This is a genomic window from Streptomyces sp. NPDC043952 (assembly GCF_056435325.1).
Genome location: NZ_JBWKES010000007.1, coordinates 251,777 through 270,060, shown reverse-complemented (window position 1 = coordinate 270,060; position 18,284 = coordinate 251,777). Strand labels below are relative to the sequence as shown.

Here is an 18,284-nt window from a genome sequence, read left to right as displayed (position 1 = left end):
CTCCGCTCATCCATGGACAAGCCGGAACAGCAACCCGAACAGCGGAAGGAGGGTGAAAGCGAAGGCCCCTCCGACACCGGGCGACCTGCGCCGCACCGCGCACCACACCGCCATGCAGACCGGGGGCACCCAGCCGACGAAGTACAGGATCCACCCGACGCGCGTCGCGGACTCGCCGCCGACGATGACGAAAGCGACAAAGGCGGCCACACAGAAAAGCGCCGACGAGCCCCACATATTGTCAGAGACCATCTGCTCGGGAGTCTTCTTCATCTTCACCTCCACATCAGTGAGCTCCTCCCGGAGTTTCCGGGAGGAGCCGTCTTTGGACTGCTATCCAAAATAGAGTTTTCGCTTGTGGAGCGAGCAGCCCATCAGTAGCGGTATCCCGAAAGGGAAATCCGGGAGTTCCGGAACATCCCGCAGGTCACTGGTTGGCGAGATACTTGACGAGTTCCCAGATGATGGTCTCGGAGCGGACTTGATGGCCCACTTGACCGGGTTCCAGTTGGACAGGCTGTTGACCCAGCTCTCGAAAGCGCGAGCACCCTTCTTCGCCGCCTTCACAGCCGCCTTGAACAGCCCCGGCGACTTCTTCAGCAGCGCGATGACGGCGCCCGCCTTGCCCTTCACCGAGGCCAGGCCCGTCTGCCCCTCACCCTCGGCAGTGGGCGTTGGCAGCGGGAGCGGCAATGCCGAAGGCGACACCGGCCATGGCGGTAGCGGCGACTATGCGGATGTAGTTGTGCTTCACGTACACTTTCCCTGCGATCGGGGGGAGAGGGCATACGGATGCGCCGCTTGGCGTGGAAACTGAACGGCCCCCGTTCCTTCTCCCCCTGGTTATTCTCAGCCGTCCGGCTGGTCAGGCCGGGCGAACTGAACAGACGTTAAGCCATTCCTAAAGCAAGATCCAAGAATCCCTATCGTGACCATGATCACAACGGGATGTTATTAGGCGACATGCCCGGAATGGCCGCAGTTTTCGCCACACGGCAGGGAAGCACCCCGGGCCCGGCCGCGAGCGCCGCCGCGTGGCGAGGGGCGGTGTACGTGCGCCCCCGTACCCCAGGGAGCCCCTACTCCCCCGGCCACTGCGGCTTCCGCTTCTCGTTGAAGGCGGCGACACCCTCCGCGCGGTCGCCGGAGAAGGCCACCGACCGCCATGCCGCGTCCTCGACCTCCAGACCGGCCCGCAGGTCGAGGCCCTGCCCCAGCCGCAGTGCCCGCTTCGCCGCGCGCAGGCCCACCGGGGAGTTCGCGGCGATGCGCGCCGCCAGCTCCAGCGCCTCCTCCCGGTCCCGGCCCTCCTCGACCACGTGGTCCACGAGCCCCATCTCGCCGGCTTCCGCGGCCTCCAGGCGCCGCGCCGAGAAGATCAGCTCGGCCGCCCGCGCCGCGCCGACCCGCCGGGGCAGCAGCTGCGTGCCACCGCCGCCCGGAATCACGCCCACGGACACCTCGGGCAGCCCCACCACGGCCGTAAGGTCGGCCACGATCAGGTCGCAGGACAGCGCCAGCTCGAACCCGCCGCCCAGCGCGAACCCGTGCACCGCCGCGATCGTCGGCATCGGCAGTTCCAGTACGCCGGTGTACGCCCCCCGCGCCACCGGCCGCTGCCGGACCAGGTCCGCGTCGCTGAAGGAGTTGCGCTCCTTGAGGTCCGCGCCGACGCAGAACGCCCGCTCGTGCGACGAGGTGAGGACGACCACCCGTGCGTCCCGGTCCGCCCCCAGCGCCGTACAGGCGGCCGCGATCGAGCGGGCCATCTCCGTGGAGACGGCGTTCATGGCCTTGGGCCGGTCCAGGACCAGCTCCGCGACGTACCCGTGCCGCCGTACCAGCACGAACTCCCCGAACCGCGCCTCGCTCATCGCTTCCTCCGGTACACGTGTTAACGCGGGTTAACCCCTGACGGCCCGATCATCGCAGCCGCACCCGATCACAGGAAACCCCGTACCGCTACGCCCGTTCGAGTGACATCCCGGCCGTCTCGCCCCACATCACCCACACGAGCGCATAGCGTGCGCTGCGCGGTGGGGGCGCGAGGGGAGCGCGGGGAGCCGCGGGCACTCGTGGGGAGCTGTGGGGGGAGAACGGGCATGGCGCAGACACGTACTCGGATAGACCTGGCAGGGGCGGTGGAGGAGCCGGGCGGCCGGTTCCGCGGCCTTCGTCGCGGACGGCACCGTAAACCCCGTCCGCGCAGGGCCCTGCTCGCCGCGGGCGGGCTCGTCCTCGCGGCCGGGGCGCTCAGCCTGGTCCGCATGACCCCGCAGTCCGGCGTCGGCGCCCCCGGCACCGCGGCGGCCGAACCCCGGCTCGGTTCCGGCGGCATCGCAAGCGGCGGCCCGAGGACCGGCACGTCCCCGAGCGGCGGCCCTGCGGCGACGACCACCACCGGCACCCTGGCCACCGGCCCGCACGCGCCGTCCCCGGCGGCCACCGGCCCGGACGGCCGGACCCCCGCGCCGACACCCACCGGAACTGTCGCGAAGGGCTCCTCGGACGGACCAGAAGGCTCGGGGAGCTCGGGCGGTTCGGGTCGCGGGATGCCATCGGCGCCCGGAACGAGCACCGCGCCGAGCGCCCCGCCCCGGCCCACGGCCACCGCACCGGCACCGCCCGCGCCGACCTCGCGCCCGGCCCCGCCGACGACACCGGCGCCCACGCCGACCCACGTCACCCCCGCGCCCGCTCCGGGCGGGCTGTGCCTGCCGATCATCGCCCTCTGCGTGGACGTGAACCTGCTGAGCGGCCACGGAGGCTGACGGGCGGCCAGGTGGCTACTGCTGCTGCTCGTCCCTGCGGGTGAGCAGCCACGGCTCGACCACGCCGAGGCCGCGCACCGGACGCTGCCACATCGGCTGGAGCGCGAAGCGGTACGACGGCGGCTCCTCGCCCTCCTTCTCGGCGGTCGCCGCGGCCTCGGCCGCCGCCGCCTCCGAGGCGGGCGCCTCGCCGGTGCGGATCAGTTCCCGGGCGAACGCGCTGTCCATCAGGACGGCGTCGCGCGGGGCTATGGAGGTCAGCCGGGAGGCCAGGTTCACCGTGGTGCCGAACACATCGCCCATCCGGGTGGTCACGGTGCCGAACGCCATGCCGACGCGCAGTTCCGGCATCGTCTCGTCGTTCGCCAGCGTCTCCACCAGGCGCAGCGCGATGTCCGCGGCCGTGCCCGCGTCGTCCGCGGCGAACAGGACCTCGTCGCCGAGGGTCTTGATGAGCCGGCCGCCGCGCGCGGCCACCAGGTCGGCGGCAGTGGTCTCGAAGGCCTCGACGAGTTCGCCGAGTTCCTCCTCCTCCATACGGCGGGTCAGGCGGGTGAACCCGACGAGGTCGGCGAAGCCGACGGCGAGGCGCCGGTCCACCATCTCCTCGTCGTCCGCGGCCTGGACGACGCGCCCGGTCGCGGCGGCGAGCTGCCGCCGCCACACGTAGACCAGGAACTCCTCAAGCTCCGGCAGCAGCAGCTCGACCAGGGGGTACGTCACCTCGGTGCGGGTCATGCCGGGCTCGGGGGGCTCGGTCAGGCCCTCCAGGAAGGAATCGATCTGCCACTCGGCCAGCCGGGCGGTGGTCTGCCCGGTGGAGCGGGCCACCTGCACGGCCATGGCCTCGCTGAGCAGCCCCGCCTCCACGAGACCGGCGAGCCGGCGCAGCGCGAGGACGTCGGCCTCGGTGAGGGCCTTGGCCTGGCCTATGTCCGCGAAGCCCATCGCCCGCCAGAAACGGGATGCCAGTTCCATGGAGACACCGGCGCTGCGGGCGGCCTGGAAAGGGGTGTAGCGGCGCTCGGCGCCCAGGATGAGCTGTTCGAGACGGAGCGCGAGCGGGTCCTCGCCGGAGTCGGCGGCGCTGGGGTCCGTCCGGTCCTGCTCGCCGGGGCCCGTGTCGTCGACGGTCACGCCTGCTGCCCTTCCGATCTGCCGCGGTCAGGTACGACCGGCCTCAACTCTACGGCAGGTGTGCGCCAGCTCACTCCGTCGGGTTCGGCCGAGGTCTGCTTGTCCGGTGCCGGGTCGTGTGGCGGGGTTCGAGCCGACGCCTTTCCTGGTGGCCTGCGGCCTCCAGGTCCCCGCACTCAGCATGGGGGGCTCGTGCGACGTGCGCATCCGCGGGGCCGTCGTGGTCGATCGCGCCCCCGCACCCCTCACGCCAGGCGCAGGTGCACGATGTCGCCCGCGCCCACCGGTGCCTGGACGCCCTCCGCCGTGGCGATGATCAGGCGGCCGTCGCCGTCCACGGCCACCGCCTCGCCGACCAGGTCGCGGTCGCCCGGCAGCTGCGCCCGTACCGTGCGCCCGAGCGTCGCGCAGCCGGCCGCGTAGGCCTCCTGGAGGCCGGAGGCCGAGGGGTCGCCGCCCGCCGCGCGCCAGCGGCCGTACCAGTCCTCCAGGGAGCGCAGTACCGCCCGCAGCAGCGTGTCGCGGTCCGTGCTCACCGCGCCGGCCAGCAGCAGCGAACCCGCCCGCGCCACCGGCAGCTCCTCGGCGCGCAGCGAGACATTGAGGCCGAAGCCGATGACGACACCGTCCTCGCCGGCCCGCTCCAGCAGGATGCCGCCCGCCTTGCGCTCCTCCCCGTCGACCGTCACCAGCAGGTCGTTCGGCCACTTCAGCGCCGTGTCCACGCCCGCCGCCCGCGCCAGCCCGGTCGCCACCGCGACGCCGGTGAGCAGCGGCAGCCACCCCCAGCGGTCCACCGGCACCTCCGCGGGCCGCAGCAGCACCGAGACGAAGAGACCGGAGCGCGGCGGCGCCGTCCAGCGGCGGTCCAGGCGGCCCTTCCCGGCAATCTGCTCCTCCGCGACCAGCACCGTGCCCTCGGCCACCGGGCCGGCCGCGGCGCGGGCCACGAGGTCGTCGTTGGTGGAGCCGGTGCGCTGCACCACCTCCAGCGCGGACCACAGCCCGCCCTCGCGCACCAGCGCGCGGCGCAGGGCGGTCTCGTTCAGCGGCGGGCGGTCCAGATCGGACCAGCGGCCGGGGTTGTCGTCTGCTGCATCTCGGGGCGTCATGCAAGCCACCCTAGGTGTGGCAAACGACGCAGTGCTGATCGGTAGCCCCAGCACTACTCTACGAACGAGTAACCGTCCCCCCTTTTGAGCAGGCAGGGAGCCGCATCCCGATGTCCGAGCCGGAAGAGCGTCAAGAGATCCAAGGGATCGACATTCACACGACCGCGGGCAAGCTCGCGGATCTCAAGCGGCGCATCCACGAGGCGACGCACGCCGGCTCGGAGCGCGCCGTCGAGAAGCAGCACGCCAAGGGCAAGCTGACCGCCCGTGAGCGGATCGAACTGCTCCTGGACGAGGGGTCGTTCGTCGAGCTGGACGAGTTCGCCCAGCACCGCTCCACCAACTTCGGCCTGGAGCGGAACCGGCCCTACGGCGACGGTGTCGTCACCGGCTACGGAACGGTCGACGGCCGGCCGGTCGCCGTGTTCTCCCAGGACTTCACCGTCTTCGGCGGCGCCCTCGGCGAGGTGTACGGCCAGAAGATCGTCAAAGTCATGGACTTCGCCCTGAAGACCGGCTGCCCGGTCATCGGGATCAACGACTCGGGCGGTGCCCGCATCCAGGAGGGTGTCGCCTCGCTCGGCGCCTATGGCGAGATCTTCCGCCGAAACACCCACGCCTCCGGTGTCATCCCGCAGATCTCCCTGGTCGTCGGCCCCTGCGCGGGCGGCGCGGTGTACTCCCCGGCCATCACCGACTTCACGGTCATGGTCGACCAGACCTCGCACATGTTCATCACCGGACCCGACGTGATCAAGACCGTCACCGGTGAGGACGTGGGCTTCGAGGAGCTGGGCGGCGCCCGTACCCACAACGCCGTCTCCGGCGTGGCCCACCACATGGCCGGGGACGAGAAGGACGCCATCGAGTACATCAAGCAGCTGCTGTCGTACCTGCCGTCCAACAACCTCTCCGAGCCCCCGGTCTTCCCGGAGGAGGCGGACCTCGCCGTCAGCGACGAGGACCGCGAGCTGGACACCCTGGTCCCGGACAGCGCCAACCAGCCGTACGACATCCGCACGGTGGTCGAACACGTGGTGGACGACGGCGAGTTCTTCGAGACGCAGGCCCTGTTCGCGCCGAACATCGTCACCGGGTTCGGCCGGGTCGAGGGGCACCCGGTGGGCGTCGTCGCCAACCAGCCGATGCAGTTCGCGGGCTGCCTGGACATCGACGCCTCCGAGAAGGCCGCCCGCTTCGTGCGCACCTGCGACGCGTTCAACCTGCCGGTGCTCACCTTCGTGGACGTGCCCGGCTTCCTGCCGGGCGTCGGCCAGGAGCACGAGGGCATCATCCGGCGCGGCGCCAAGCTGATCTACGCCTACGCCGAGGCCACCGTCCCGCTGATCACCGTGATCACCCGCAAGGCCTTCGGCGGCGCCTACGACGTGATGGGTTCCAAGCACCTGGGCGCCGACCTCAACCTCGCCTGGCCGACCGCCCAGATCGCCGTCATGGGCGCCCAGGGCGCGGTCAACATCCTGCACCGGCGCACCCTCGCCGAGGCGGCCGCGAGCGGCGAGGACGTGGAGGCCGTACGGGCCCGGCTGATCCAGGAGTACGAGGACGCCCTCCTCAACCCCTACGTGGCGGCCGAGCGCGGCTACGTCGACGCGGTGATCATGCCGTCCGACACCCGCGCCCACATCGTCCGGGGCCTGCGTCAGCTGCGCACCAAGCGGGAATCACTGCCTCCGAAGAAGCACGGCAACATCCCCCTCTAGGCCCGGCCGACCGACAGGAGCCGACATGACGATCAAGGTCGTACGAGGCAACCCGACCCCCGAGGAGCTGGCCGCCGCCCTGGCGGTGGTCCGCGCCCGCGCCGCGGCGGTCGCTGCCGCGCCGTCCGGCGCGCGGGGCCCGAAGGACGCGTGGTCCGACCCGGCCCGCATCGCCGCCGCCCGCCTCCCCCGCGCGGGCGCGGCGGCCTGGACCCGCACCTACTGGCCGAGCTAGGCCGGGCTCCCCAGGGGTGCGGAAACCGCGCACGGTGGCGGGAGTCCGGGCGCCTATTTGAGTACGGCTACTCAGGCGCCCGGCGGCCCGCCACCCGCACGCTGGACGAGTGCTGTGGTCAGACCCGGAAGACGAACCGCCGAAAGAGCTGCGCGACGCGCAGGACATGCTGCGGCGGCTCGGCGTCCTCATGGCCGTGGCGGTGACCGCGGCCATGGTCGTGGCCGCGCTGATGGGCCTGCGCTGAGCCGGCCGCCGGCGATTCGCGCGGGCCCGCAACCGGGTGACTAACCTGACCGCATGACCGCAACACACCGCAGGCGACTCGTGCTCGCCTCCCAGTCCCCCGCCCGCCTCGGCCTGCTGCGGCAGGCGGGCCTCACGCCCGAGGTCATCGTGAGCGGGGTCGACGAGGACGCCGTCACCGCCCCCACCCCGGCCGAACTGGCGCTCGCCCTCGCCGAGGCCAAGGCGTCCGTCGTGGCGGCGCTGCCGGACGTGCAGGGCGCCCTGGTGATCGGCTGCGACTCGGTGCTGGAGCTGGACGGGCAGGCGCTCGGCAAGCCCGCGGACGCCGAGGAGGCCACCGCCCGCTGGAAGTCGATGCGCGGCCGGGCCGGTGTCCTCCAGACGGGGCATTGCGTCTGGGACACGGCGGCCAAGCGCTATGTCTCGGCGACCGCCTCCACCGTCGTACGCTTCGGCGAGCCCAGCGACGAGGAGATCGCCGCCTACGTGGCCTCCGGGGAGCCCCTGTACGTCGCCGGGGCGTTCACCCTGGACGGCCGTTCCGCCCCCTTCATCGAGGGCATCGACGGCGACCACGGCAATGTGATCGGCATCAGCCTGCCCCTGGTGCGCAAGCTGCTGGCCGAACTGGGCGTCGGCATCACGGAGTTGTGGGCACCGGCCGGCTGACCCGCTCGGGGACGGCGTCTTGCGGCTCGTCGTCCCCCTCCCCCGGTCGCGCCGGGTGCCCGGCGGCCGGCCCGCCCGGCGCGGCGGCGGGCGCGTCCACCGGCTCGTCCGCGGCCCTCGGATCGCCGCCCGTCCCGCCGCCCCCGCCGGACGCGGCCCGGACGGGGCCGCCGTCGCGGTCGTACGACACCAGGAGCAGCACCAGGAGCGCCAGCACCACGACCATCACCAGGAAGGCCGTGGCGTTCACCAGGCCCCAGGCGAAGGCGCCCAGCAGGCCGTGCACGACCGCCGCGCTGATCAGCACGACGCGCCCGAAGCCGGCCGGGGCGCGGTCGCGGACCGCCACCAGCAGGGCGACCAGGGCGCACAGCAGGAAGTAGAGGCCGAAGACGACGCCGCCGATCTTCGAGGACGTGGACATCAGCTGCGGGTCCAGGCCGGCCATCGACATCTTCTGCCGCTCCACGACGACGCCGAGGAACCAGTTCAGCGCCCCGATGCCGAGCGCCTCCACGAGGAGGACGACGGTCACCACCCACGCCACGATTCTGCGCACCACCCGCCCCACCGACCCCTCGGTTACCCGCAGTACGTCCGGACAGGGCGAACGCTACTAACGGGTAAACCAGGGGACAAGGGTTCGTGCGCCAGCAAAGAATCATTGGGCCATTCGTAGGGACTCGACAAAGAAACCGAGTGGGCCGCAGCACGCCCTTACAGAGACCTTGGCCACATGGCAGGGCTAGGGTTTTCCGGAGGAGTCCTGCGTAGCAAGGTGCCACGAGGACTTTCGCGGGTCGGGCGAGCCCCGCATCACGCTCCGTGTGGGCAAGCTCACCATTGGGGACGGGTCGAAGAGGCGTGTCGGCAGTCCCTAAACTCGGCTTGTTTCAAGGAGGGAGCCTCAATCGTGCGCAAGGTGCTCATCGCCAACCGTGGCGAAATCGCTGTCCGGGTGGCTCGGGCCTGCCGGGACGCGGGGATCGCGAGCGTTGCCGTCTACGCGGACCCGGACCGGGACGCTCTGCATGTCCGCGCTGCGGATGAGGCGTTCGCCCTGGGCGGTGACACACCGGCAACCAGCTACCTGGACATCGAGAAGGTCCTGAACGCGGCTCGTGAGTCCGGCGCGGACGCCATCCATCCGGGCTACGGCTTCCTCTCGGAGAACGCCGAGTTCGCGCAGGCCGTCATCGACGCCGGTCTGAACTGGATCGGCCCGCCGCCGCAGGCCATCCGCGACCTGGGCGACAAGGTGGCCGCCCGGCACATCGCCCAGCGCGCCGGCGCGCCCCTGGTGGCCGGCACGCCCGACCCGGTCTCGGGCGCCGACGAGGTCGTCGCCTTCGCCGAGGAGCATGGTCTGCCGATCGCCATCAAGGCGGCGTTCGGCGGCGGCGGCCGCGGCCTGAAGGTCGCCCGCACCCTCGAAGAGGTGCCGGAGCTGTACGACTCGGCGGTGCGCGAGGCGGTCGCCGCCTTCGGGCGCGGCGAGTGCTTCGTGGAGCGCTACCTGGACCGTCCGCGGCACGTGGAGACCCAGTGCCTGGCGGACAAGCACGGCAATGTGGTCGTCGTGTCCACCCGTGACTGCTCGCTCCAGCGCCGCCACCAGAAGCTCGTGGAGGAGGCCCCGGCGCCGTTCCTCTCCGAGGAGCAGGTCGCCGAGCTGTACCGCGCCTCCAAGGCCATCCTCAAGGAGGCCCGCTACGAGGGCGCGGGCACCTGTGAGTTCCTGGTCGGCCAGGACGGCACGATCTCTTTCCTGGAGGTCAACACCCGCCTCCAGGTGGAGCACCCGGTGACCGAGGAGGTCGCCGGCATCGACCTGGTCCGCGAGATGTTCCGCATCGCCGACGGCGAGGAGCTCGGGTACGGCGACCCGGAGCTGCGCGGTCACTCCTTCGAGTTCCGCATCAACGGCGAGGATCCGGGCCGCAACTTCCTGCCCGCGCCCGGTACGGTCACCACGTTCGACCCGCCGTCCGGTCCCGGTGTCCGGCTGGACGCCGGTGTGGAGTCGGGCTCGGTCATCGGCCCGGCGTGGGACTCGCTCCTCGCCAAGCTGGTCGTGACCGGCCGCACCCGCAAGGAGGCCCTGGAGCGGGCCGCGCGGGCGCTGGACGAGTTCCAGGTCGAGGGCATGGCGACGGCGATCCCCTTCCACCGCGTGGTGGTCCGGGACCCCGCCTTCGCCCCCGAACTCACCGGTTCCACGGACCCGTTCAAGGTCCACACCCGCTGGATCGAGACGGAATTCGTCAACGAGATCAAGCCGTTCGCGGCGCCGGCCGACGCCGAGGCGGAGGAGGACGCGGGCCGCGAGACCGTGGTGGTCGAGGTCGGCGGCAAGCGCCTTGAGGTCTCCCTGCCGTCCTCACTGGGCATGTCGCTGGCCCGTACCGGCCTCGCGGCGGGTGCCAAGCCCAAGCGCCGCGCCGCGAAGAAGTCCGGCCCCGTGGCCTCCGGCGACACCCTCGCCTCCCCGATGCAGGGCACCATCGTCAAGGTGGCCGTCGAGGAGGGCCAGGAGGTCAAGGAGGGCGACCTGGTCGTCGTCCTGGAGGCCATGAAGATGGAGCAGCCCCTGAACGCCCACAAGGCTGGCACGATCAAGGGCCTGGTCGCGGAGATCGGCGCGTCCATCACTTCGGGCGCCGCGATCTGCGAGATCAAGGACTGACGCCCACCTGTACGACACCGAACCGGCTCCTGGCGCTTTGTGCACCGGGGGCCGGTTTGTTGTCGGGGGGAGGTGTGCTGAGGGCGGGTGCGTTGGAGGGGGCGGCTCGGCGGTGGGCTATGGCGTCTCAGGGGGTGAGGTGCGGTGGTTCGGGGACGTGCTGGTGCGCTGGAAGGCGGCTCGACGGGGGCTGCGGACGGCCCAAGGGCGTGAGGAGCGGGCGGGCGCGCTGGGGGAGCGGCTCGGCGGTGGGCTGTGGGTGGGCACGTTGAGGGGTGGGGCTCAGGGTGGGGAGCTGCCGACAGCGTGGGGGAGAAAACTCGGCGGCAGGACGGCGCGGACGTCGGGGCCGGGCGGGGCGGACGGCACCGGCCCGGCGAGGATGTACGAAGCCGAAAGCCCACGGGCGTCCTGACGACGGTCGACTCTCGCCTCCAGCGCGGAACAGCGGGCCCCGGCTTCCAGTCGGCTCCCCCGAGCGGCCCCGGCGGTCTGCCATCCGCAGCCCTACCGGCCACGCCTGTGCGGCTCCCGGCGCCGTAAACCGCCGATGGAGCGCCCGACCCACCCTCCCGCAGTCGCTTCGACCCCTCGGCTCAGCCCGCCCGTACGAACCACCGCCCCGCCCCGCCCCGCCCACGAGCGAGCGCAGCTCATCTGATGGGCTGTCAATTACCCGCCCCCACAAAGCCACCACCATCAGGGCCGCCCCCTCCAGCCGCCCCCGGCCAAGCGAGCGCAGCTCACCTACGGCGGAGGCCGGCGACCCACCCCACCAAGCCGCCTCGTCAAGCTCCCCCACTCCCCGGCCAAGCGAGCGCAGCTCACTCGCGATGGAGTCGGCGGCCTAACCACTCGGATGCCGTCCCCCAGCCCCCTCCCACAACAAGTTGGCCCCACGGCTCAGCCCGTCCGTGCGGCCCAGGGCCGAGCCGTCCCCACTCACCCTGAGCCACCGAACCAACCCCCGGCCAAGCGAGCGCAACTCACCTACGGCGGAGCCCGGCGACCCAGCCCCACCAAGCCGCCTCGTCAAGCTCCCCCAACCCCCCCGGCCAAGCGAGCGCAGCTCACCTGCGGCGGAGGTCGGCGACGCGGGAGCGTTCCGGTGGGGGCTGGTCGGAGAGGACCGAGGTGGAGCGGAGGGGGTTGCCCCGGCGTGGTCCCGGCAGCTGGGGGCGGCGGGCCGGCGGGACCTGGTCACCCCCCGAGCTTCCGTTCGCCCCGGTCACGGCGATCTGCACCCCCTGGTCGGCGAGGGCCTGCAACTCGGTGGCGGCGCGGTCGTCGTGCGCGGGCGGTTCGTCGGTGACGAGACGGGTGATGAGCTCCGTCGGCACGGTCTGGAACATCGTGTCCGTGCCCAGCTTGGTGTGATCGGCGAGGATCACCACCTCGGCGGCGGCCTGCACGAGCGCCCGGTCCACCGATGCCGAGAGCATGTTGGAGGTGGACAGCCCGCGTTCGGCCGTAAGGCCGCTCCCGGACAGGAACGCCTTCGACACCCGCAGCCCCTGAAGGGACTGCTCGGCGCCGGAGCCGACGAGCGCGTAGTTGGAGCCGCGCAGGGTGCCACCGGTCATCACGACCTCCACCCGGTTCGCATGGGCCAACGCCTGTGCGACCAGGAGGGAGTTGGTGACCACCGTGAGACCCGGCACGCGGGCGAGCCGGCGGGCCAGCTCCTGCGTGGTCGTACCCGCACCGACCACGATCGCCTCGCCCTCTTCGACGAGGCCGGCCGCGAGATCGGCGATCGCCGTCTTCTCGGCGGTCGCGAGATGCGACTTCTGCGGGAAACCGGACTCACGGGTGAACCCACCCGGCAGTACGGCACCGCCGTGCCGGCGGTCGAGGAGTCCTTCCGCCTCCAGTGCCCGCACGTCCCGCCGTACGGTCACTTCGGAGGTCTGGACGACGCGGGCGAGCTCACGGAGCGACACGGCACCGTTCGCTCGCACCATTTCGAGGATCAATTGGCGACGTTCAGCAGCGAACACGAAACTGACAGTAACCCCAGCGACCGTCTGGTTTCAGCAGTTTGCGCCGATTAACAGAAGTTGTTCGCATGGCAGAACCGGAAGTGGTATAGGACCTTCCCGCGACCTATCCCTTCCGACTATGCCAGCCGCACGTACGGCAACTCTCCGCGACCAGCGGGGAGTTGCCGCAGGTCATCAGCCCTCGGCGCTCGCCTTGCGGGTGTGCAGCTGCCGCGCGACCTCCGCGATCGACCCCGAAAGAGACGGGTACACCGTGAAGGCGTTCGCGATCTGTTCGACTGTCAGATTGTTGTCGACGGCGATCGAGATGGGGTGGATGAGTTCCGAGGCGCGCGGCGCGACGACCACACCGCCGACGACGATCCCCGTGCCCGGCCGGGAGAAGATCTTCACGAAGCCGTCCCGGATGCCCTGCATCTTGGCGCGCGGGTTGCGCAGCAGCGGCAGCTTGACGACCTTCGCGTCGATCTTGCCCGCGTCCACGTCCGCCTGCGTGTAGCCGACGGTGGCGATCTCGGGGTCGGTGAAGACGTTGGAGGAGACCGTCTTCAGGTTCAGCGGGGCCACCGCGTCGCCCAGGAAGTGGTACATCGCGATGCGGCCCTGCATGGCGGCGACGGACGCGAGCGCGAAGACACCGGTCACGTCACCGGCCGCGTAGACGCCGGGCGCGGTGGTGCGGGAGACCCTGTCGGTCCAGATGTGCCCGGAGTCGCGCAGCTTGACGCCGGCCTCCTCCAGGCCGAGGCCCGCGCTGTTCGGGATGGCGCCGACGGCCATGAGGCAGTGGGTGCCGGTGATGACGCGGCCGTCGGCGAGCGTGACCTCGACCCGGTCGCCGACGCGCTTGGCGGACTGCGCGCGGGAACGGGCCATCACGTTCATGCCGCGGCGGCGGAAGACGTCCTCCAGGACGGCGGCGGCGTCCGGGTCCTCGCCGGGCAGCACCCGGTCGCGGGAGGAGACGAGGGTGACCTTGGAACCGAGGGCCTGGTAGGCACCGGCGAACTCGGCGCCGGTCACACCGGAGCCGACCACGATCAGTTCTTCCGGCAGCTCGTCCAGGTCGTAGACCTGGGTCCAGTTGAGGATGCGCTCGCCGTCGGGCTGGGCGTCGGCCAGCTCGCGCGGGTGACCGCCGGTCGCGATCAGGACGGCGTCCGCGGTGAGGGTCTCCTCGGTGCCGTCGGCGGCGGTGACGACGACCTTCCTCGACCCGTCGAGCGCCTGCATGCCCTCCAGGCGTCCGCGCCCGCGCATGACCCGCGCGCCGGCGCGCGTCACGGAGGCGGTGATGTCGTGCGACTGCGCCAGCGCGAGCCGCTTGACCCGTCGGTTGACCTTGCCCAGGTCCACGCCGACGACGCGCGCGGCCCGCTCCAGCGGCGGGGTGTCGTCGGCGACGATGATGCCGAGTTCCTCGTACGACGAGTCGAAGGTCGTCATGACCTCGGCCGTCGCGATGAGGGTCTTGGACGGCACGCAGTCGGTGAGCACCGACGCGCCGCCCAGACCGTCGCAGTCGACGACGGTCACCTCCGCGCCGAGCTGCGCGGCCACCAGCGCCGCTTCATATCCGCCAGGTCCGCCACCGATGATCACGATCCGAGTCACGTACCCCATTGTCCCGCACGCTTCAAGATGCCACTGCCCAGGGGGCGCCGGTCCCTTTCCGGCACCACGCCGACACGCGCCGACGTGCATCTATGTGCGCCGACGCGCCTTCCCGACACGCGTTCCCCGAGGTGCCGTACGCCAGGGGCGCCCTCAGGCTCGCTTCCGGGGCGCGCGAGCCGGTCGGGGGCGCTGCCGTACCCTCTCCCCCATGTCGCTCTATGCCGCCTACGCCGGCAACCTCGACGCCCGGCTGATGTCCCGCCGCGCCCCGCACTCCCCGTTGCGCGCCACGGGCTGGCTGAACGACTGGCGGCTGACCTTCGGCGGGGAGCAGCTCGGCTGGGAGGGCGCCCTCGCGACGATCGTCGAGGAGCCGCTGGCCCAGGTGTTCGTCGGCCTGTACGACATCGCGCCCATGGACGAGGAGTCGCTGGACCGCTGGGAGGGCGTGGACCTCGGCACGTACCGCCGCATGCGTGTGCGCGTGCACACCCTGGACGGCGAGAAATCGGCCTGGACGTACGTCCTGGACGACTACGAGGGCGGCCTTCCCTCGGCCCGCTACCTGGGCGAGATCGCCGACGCCGCGGAGTCCGCCGGCGCGCCCCACGACTACGTGATGGAGCTGCGCAAGCGCCCCTGCTGAGCCGGGCGCGCACGCGGCGGCCGCGGCGTACCCGCGGTAAGCCATCGCCGAAGCCATCGTCGGAAACGACAAGACAACGATCGCAATCCCGTGAGGTCTGTCATCTACGCGCGTAGGCGAGAAGCGGCTACCCTCGTCCACGTGAACGCATCTCTTCTTCCGGACGACATCCAGGGCGACCCGTACGCCGCCGCCGACGCCGCCGCCGCGCGCCTGCGCGAACTGACCGGCGCCGAGACCCACGACGTTGCCCTCGTGATGGGCTCCGGCTGGGCTCCGGCCGTCGACGCCCTCGGTGCCCCCGACGCGGAGTTCCAGGTCACGGAGCTGCCCGGCTTCCCGCCGCCGGCCGTCGAGGGGCACGGCGGCAAGGTCCGCTCGTACTCCTTCGGCGACAAGCGCGCGCTCGTCTTCCTGGGCCGCACCCACTACTACGAGGGCCGTGGCGTCGCCGCCGTCTCGCACGGCGTCCGCACGGCCGTCGCCGCCGGCTGCAAGACCATCGTGCTCACCAACGGGTGCGGCGGTCTGCGCGAGGGCATGCGGCCTGGCCAGCCGGTGCTGATCAGCGACCACATCAACCTCACGGCCACCTCGCCGATCGTGGGCGCGAACTTCGTGGACCTGACCGACCTGTACTCGCCGCGGCTGCGCGCCCTGTGCAAGGAGGTCGACCCCACCCTTGAGGAGGGTGTCTACGCGCAGTTCCCCGGCCCGCACTACGAGACCCCGGCCGAGATCCGCATGGCCCGCGTCATCGGCGCGGACCTCGTCGGCATGTCCACGGTCCTGGAGGCCATCGCCGCGCGCGAGGCCGGTGCCGAGGTCCTGGGCATCTCGCTGGTCACCAACCTCGCCGCGGGCATGACCGGCGAGCCCCTCAACCACGAGGAAGTCCTCCAGGCCGGCCGCGACTCGGCCGCCCGCATGGGGACGCTGCTCGCGCAGGTGCTGCGGAAGCTGTAGCCCTCGGCGGGGGCCGGGGCATCGGCATCGGCATCGGCATCGGGTGACCTTGGACGCCGGGGGATCCGGCTGACGCACCGGGGCGCGGGGGCCTCAAGGGCTGCGGCGGAGGCGGGGCGTGGATGTCCCTGACGGTGAGGCGTGTGGGCCTCCGGCGGTGCGGGATGCGCGTCCCTGGCGGTGCCGGGTGCCGCACGGGTCCTGACCGGCGCCGGGTCGCGGGTACGCCACTGCCGGTGGTGGGCGGTGTGCGTGATGCGGGCGGGCACCAGGGGGCCAGGGGGTGCGGGCCGTCCGACCGGGCGCTGGGCGGGACACGCGTGAGCGGTCCGGTTCGGTACCGGGCGGCGAAGACAGCCCGGCGGGCCGCACTGCGACGACGACCGACCGGACACCACCGGGGCCTGGCGCTCGACCGGCGCGCGCCCCGGCGTACGACCGGGAGCACCCGGCGGCGCCGCGCTCCCCGAGCCGGTACGAGCAGGCCGAGCGAGCCGCCCGCCACGGCAAGGGGTACGCGGATACGCCGACCCGCTACCGCGTCCGCGGGGGGACCGGGCGGCACCCACCCCGCCACGGCCACGCCCGCACAGCACCCACCCCCCCACCGCCACGCGAAACAATTGCGGCCCAAGCCGCCCCCCAGCCCAGCCGACCAGAGCCACCCCCACCCGCCCCGTCCCGCCCGTTCACCTCCCGGCCGACCGACCGAGCCGGGAGGCCGGAAGGGCAGGGCATCGGCAAACACAGGAGAGGTTGATCCCAAGGTGCACGATCTGATCGCGCGGGCCAGCGCCTGGCTCGCCGAGGACCCCGACCCGGACACCCGCGCCGAACTCGCCGAGCTGATCGAGGCCGGTGACGAGAAGGAGCTGGCGGCGCGTTTCGCCGGCACCCTCCAGTTCGGCACCGCCGGCCTGCGCGGCGAACTCGGTGCCGGCCCGATGCGCATGAACCGGAGCGTCGTCATCCGCGCCGCCGCCGGTCTCGCCGCGTACCTGAAGAAGAACGGCACCCCCCACGGGGGTCCCGGCGCCGGCCTCGTCGTCATCGGCTACGACGCCCGCCACAAGTCCGCCGACTTCGCCCGCGACACCGCCGCCGTGATGACCGGCGCCGGGCTGCGTGCCGCCGTACTCCCCCGTCCGCTGCCCACCCCCGTGCTCGCCTTCGCGATCCGGCACCTGGGCGCGGTCGCGGGCGTGGAGGTCACCGCCAGCCACAACCCGCCGCGCGACAACGGCTACAAGGTGTACCTGGGCGACGGCTCCCAGATCGTGCCCCCGGCCGACGCGGGCATCGCCGCCGAGATCGACGCGATCGCCTCGCTGGCCGACGTGCCCCGCCCGGAGTCCGGCTGGGAGACCCTGGACGACGCGGTCCTGGACGCCTATCTGGCCCGTACCGACGCCGTGCTGGCCGCCGGCTCCCCGCGCACCGCCCGCACCGTCTACACCGCCATGCACGGCGTCGGCAAGGACGTTCTCCTCGCCGCCTTCGCCCGCGCCGGCTTCCCGGAGCCGGTGCTGGTCGCCGAACAGGCCGAGCCGGATCCGGACTTCCCCACCGTCGCCTTCCCCAACCCCGAGGAGCCGGGCGCGATGGACCTGGCGTTCGGCCGGGCCCGCGCGACCGACCCCGACCTGGTGATCGCCAACGACCCGGACGCCGACCGCTGCGCCGTGGCCGTCAAGGACGGCGCCGACTGGCGGATGCTGCGCGGTGACGAGGTCGGCGCGCTGCTCGCCGCCCACCTGGTGCGCCGCGGCGCGCGGGGCACCTTCGCGGAGTCGATCGTCTCCTCCTCCCTGCTCGGCCGGATCGCCGGCAAGGCGGGGCTGCCGTACGAGGAGACGCTCACCGGCTTCAAGTGGATCGCCCGCGTCGAGGGCCTGCGCTACGGCTACGAGGAGGCCCTCGGCTACTGCGTGGACCCCGAGGGCGTGCGCGACAAGGACGGCATCACCGCTGCCCTCCTGATCACCGAGCTGGCGTCCGGGCTGAAGGAGGAGGGCCGTACCCTTCTCGACCTGCTGGACGACCTCGCCGTCGAGCACGGTCTGCACGCCACCGACCAGCTGTCCGTGCGCGTCCAGGACCTCTCCCTGATCGCCGACGCGATGCGCCGGCTGCGCGAGCAGCCCCCGACGCGGCTCGCGGGCCTGGCCATCACCCGCGCGGAGGACCTGACCAAGGGCACGGAGACGCTGCCGCCGACGGACGGCCTGCGCTACACCCTCGACGGCGCCCGCGTCATCGTCCGGCCCAGCGGCACCGAGCCGAAGCTGAAGTGCTACCTGGAGGTCGTCGTGCCGGTTCCGGCACGCGACGGCCTTCCGGCCGCCCACGCCCGCGCGAAGGAGCTCCTGGCGGCCATCAAGCGCGACCTCTCCGCGGCCGCCGGCATCTGAAACCACCGGAGCCACCGGAACACACCGGAAAAACCAGGGGCACCCCCGGATCCCGACC

The 18,284-nt window shown here is 72.2% G+C and carries 17 protein-coding genes; 9 read left to right on the top strand and 8 right to left on the bottom strand.

What is annotated here, in order from left to right; genetic code table 11:
• Nucleotides 1-6: 6 nt before the first annotated feature.
• From AC069R_RS11420 to AC069R_RS11410, 3 genes are all read right to left on the bottom strand, one after another.
• The gene (locus AC069R_RS11420) at nucleotides 7-285 is read right to left on the bottom strand and encodes a hypothetical protein (protein ID WP_478766480.1); all 279 of its coding nucleotides are present in this window, start codon (nucleotides 283-285) and stop codon (nucleotides 7-9) included.
• A 48-nt stretch (nucleotides 286-333) separates the two neighbouring features.
• Complete coding sequence (locus AC069R_RS11415; protein ID WP_478766478.1) at nucleotides 334-633, bottom strand: hypothetical protein; 300 nt, start codon at nucleotides 631-633, stop codon at nucleotides 334-336.
• Between the two features lie 446 nt (nucleotides 634-1,079).
• On the bottom strand, nucleotides 1,080-1,874 hold the full coding sequence (locus AC069R_RS11410) for an enoyl-CoA hydratase/isomerase family protein (RefSeq protein ID WP_478766476.1): 795 nt from the start codon (nucleotides 1,872-1,874) through the stop codon (nucleotides 1,080-1,082).
• A 228-nt stretch (nucleotides 1,875-2,102) separates the two neighbouring features.
• Between AC069R_RS11410 and AC069R_RS11405 the strand changes: the two genes are divergently transcribed.
• Nucleotides 2,103-2,771: a hypothetical protein gene (locus AC069R_RS11405; RefSeq protein ID WP_478766474.1), complete on the top strand. Its 669-nt coding sequence runs from the start codon at nucleotides 2,103-2,105 to the stop codon at nucleotides 2,769-2,771.
• A gap of 15 nt (nucleotides 2,772-2,786) precedes the next feature.
• On the opposite strand, the gene AC069R_RS11400 is transcribed toward AC069R_RS11405, so the two are convergent.
• On the bottom strand, nucleotides 2,787-3,908 hold the full coding sequence (locus tag AC069R_RS11400) for an adenylate/guanylate cyclase domain-containing protein (RefSeq protein ID WP_478766472.1): 1,122 nt from the start codon (nucleotides 3,906-3,908) through the stop codon (nucleotides 2,787-2,789).
• 245 nt (nucleotides 3,909-4,153) lie between these two features.
• Nucleotides 4,154-5,020, bottom strand: a complete 867-nt coding sequence (locus AC069R_RS11395; protein ID WP_478766470.1) for a biotin--[acetyl-CoA-carboxylase] ligase — start codon at nucleotides 5,018-5,020, stop codon at nucleotides 4,154-4,156.
• Nucleotides 5,021-5,130: 110 nt separating this feature from the next.
• Here AC069R_RS11395 and AC069R_RS11390 point away from each other — a divergent pair, with 110 nt between their 5' ends.
• The 4 genes from AC069R_RS11390 (at nucleotide 5,131) to AC069R_RS11375 (ending at nucleotide 7,897) form a co-directional block, all read left to right on the top strand.
• A complete protein-coding gene (locus tag AC069R_RS11390) occupies nucleotides 5,131-6,744 on the top strand; it encodes an acyl-CoA carboxylase subunit beta (protein WP_478766468.1) in 1,614 nt (537 codons plus the stop codon).
• Nucleotides 6,745-6,769: 25 nt separating this feature from the next.
• The gene (locus tag AC069R_RS11385; protein ID WP_478766466.1) at nucleotides 6,770-6,979 is read left to right on the top strand and encodes an acyl-CoA carboxylase epsilon subunit; all 210 of its coding nucleotides are present in this window, start codon (nucleotides 6,770-6,772) and stop codon (nucleotides 6,977-6,979) included.
• Between the two features lie 109 nt (nucleotides 6,980-7,088).
• Entirely contained in the window at nucleotides 7,089-7,226 is a 138-nt protein-coding gene (gene mmpB, locus AC069R_RS11380) for a morphogenic membrane protein MmpB (protein WP_397984332.1), read from the top strand.
• Between the two features lie 53 nt (nucleotides 7,227-7,279).
• Nucleotides 7,280-7,897, top strand: a complete 618-nt coding sequence (locus AC069R_RS11375; RefSeq protein ID WP_478766463.1) for a Maf family protein — start codon at nucleotides 7,280-7,282, stop codon at nucleotides 7,895-7,897.
• Here AC069R_RS11375 and AC069R_RS11370 read toward each other — a convergent pair.
• The gene (locus AC069R_RS11370) at nucleotides 7,869-8,459 is read right to left on the bottom strand and encodes a hypothetical protein (protein WP_478766461.1); all 591 of its coding nucleotides are present in this window, start codon (nucleotides 8,457-8,459) and stop codon (nucleotides 7,869-7,871) included. The two genes, AC069R_RS11375 and AC069R_RS11370, sit on opposite strands and share 29 nt — an antisense overlap.
• A gap of 351 nt (nucleotides 8,460-8,810) precedes the next feature.
• On the opposite strand from AC069R_RS11370, the gene AC069R_RS11365 reads away from it, so the two are divergent.
• Complete coding sequence (locus tag AC069R_RS11365) at nucleotides 8,811-10,583, top strand: acetyl/propionyl/methylcrotonyl-CoA carboxylase subunit alpha (protein WP_478766459.1); 1,773 nt, start codon at nucleotides 8,811-8,813, stop codon at nucleotides 10,581-10,583.
• 1,070 nt (nucleotides 10,584-11,653) lie between these two features.
• Here the strand turns inward: AC069R_RS11365 and AC069R_RS11360 are convergent.
• Both AC069R_RS11360 and AC069R_RS11355 read right to left on the bottom strand, forming a co-directional pair.
• Nucleotides 11,654-12,583, bottom strand: coding sequence for a DeoR/GlpR family DNA-binding transcription regulator (locus tag AC069R_RS11360; RefSeq protein ID WP_478766457.1), 930 nt, complete (start codon nucleotides 12,581-12,583; stop codon nucleotides 11,654-11,656).
• A gap of 177 nt (nucleotides 12,584-12,760) precedes the next feature.
• Nucleotides 12,761-14,209: an NAD(P)H-quinone dehydrogenase gene (locus tag AC069R_RS11355; RefSeq protein ID WP_478766455.1), complete on the bottom strand. Its 1,449-nt coding sequence runs from the start codon at nucleotides 14,207-14,209 to the stop codon at nucleotides 12,761-12,763.
• Between the two features lie 202 nt (nucleotides 14,210-14,411).
• On the opposite strand from AC069R_RS11355, the gene AC069R_RS11350 reads away from it, so the two are divergent.
• The 3 genes from AC069R_RS11350 (at nucleotide 14,412) to AC069R_RS11340 (ending at nucleotide 18,226) form a co-directional block, all read left to right on the top strand.
• A complete protein-coding gene (locus AC069R_RS11350) occupies nucleotides 14,412-14,849 on the top strand; it encodes a gamma-glutamylcyclotransferase family protein (RefSeq protein ID WP_478766453.1) in 438 nt (145 codons plus the stop codon).
• 141 nt (nucleotides 14,850-14,990) lie between these two features.
• Nucleotides 14,991-15,815 carry a purine-nucleoside phosphorylase gene (locus tag AC069R_RS11345; RefSeq protein ID WP_397984338.1) on the top strand — a complete coding sequence of 275 codons (825 nt, stop codon included), beginning with the start codon at nucleotides 14,991-14,993 and terminating at the stop codon, nucleotides 15,813-15,815.
• A gap of 767 nt (nucleotides 15,816-16,582) precedes the next feature.
• The gene (locus AC069R_RS11340) at nucleotides 16,583-18,226 is read left to right on the top strand and encodes a phospho-sugar mutase (RefSeq protein WP_478766451.1); all 1,644 of its coding nucleotides are present in this window, start codon (nucleotides 16,583-16,585) and stop codon (nucleotides 18,224-18,226) included.
• Nucleotides 18,227-18,284 lie beyond the last annotated feature (58 nt).

What these genes read in the sequence shown, in the direction of transcription:
- AC069R_RS11410 (WP_478766476.1), bottom strand. Translation starts at nt 1,874, where the DNA reads ATGAGCGAGGCGCGGTTCGGGGAGTTCGTGCTGGTACGGCGGCACGGG.
- AC069R_RS11405 (WP_478766474.1), top strand. Translation starts at nt 2,103, where the DNA reads ATGGCGCAGACACGTACTCGGATAGACCTGGCAGGGGCGGTGGAGGAG.
- AC069R_RS11395 (WP_478766470.1), bottom strand. Translation starts at nt 5,020, where the DNA reads ATGACGCCCCGAGATGCAGCAGACGACAACCCCGGCCGCTGGTCCGAT.
- AC069R_RS11390 (WP_478766468.1), top strand. Translation starts at nt 5,131, where the DNA reads ATGTCCGAGCCGGAAGAGCGTCAAGAGATCCAAGGGATCGACATTCAC.
- AC069R_RS11385 (WP_478766466.1), top strand. Translation starts at nt 6,770, where the DNA reads ATGACGATCAAGGTCGTACGAGGCAACCCGACCCCCGAGGAGCTGGCC.
- AC069R_RS11375 (WP_478766463.1), top strand. Translation starts at nt 7,280, where the DNA reads ATGACCGCAACACACCGCAGGCGACTCGTGCTCGCCTCCCAGTCCCCC.
- AC069R_RS11355 (WP_478766455.1), bottom strand. Translation starts at nt 14,209, where the DNA reads ATGGGGTACGTGACTCGGATCGTGATCATCGGTGGCGGACCTGGCGGA.
- AC069R_RS11350 (WP_478766453.1), top strand. Translation starts at nt 14,412, where the DNA reads ATGTCGCTCTATGCCGCCTACGCCGGCAACCTCGACGCCCGGCTGATG.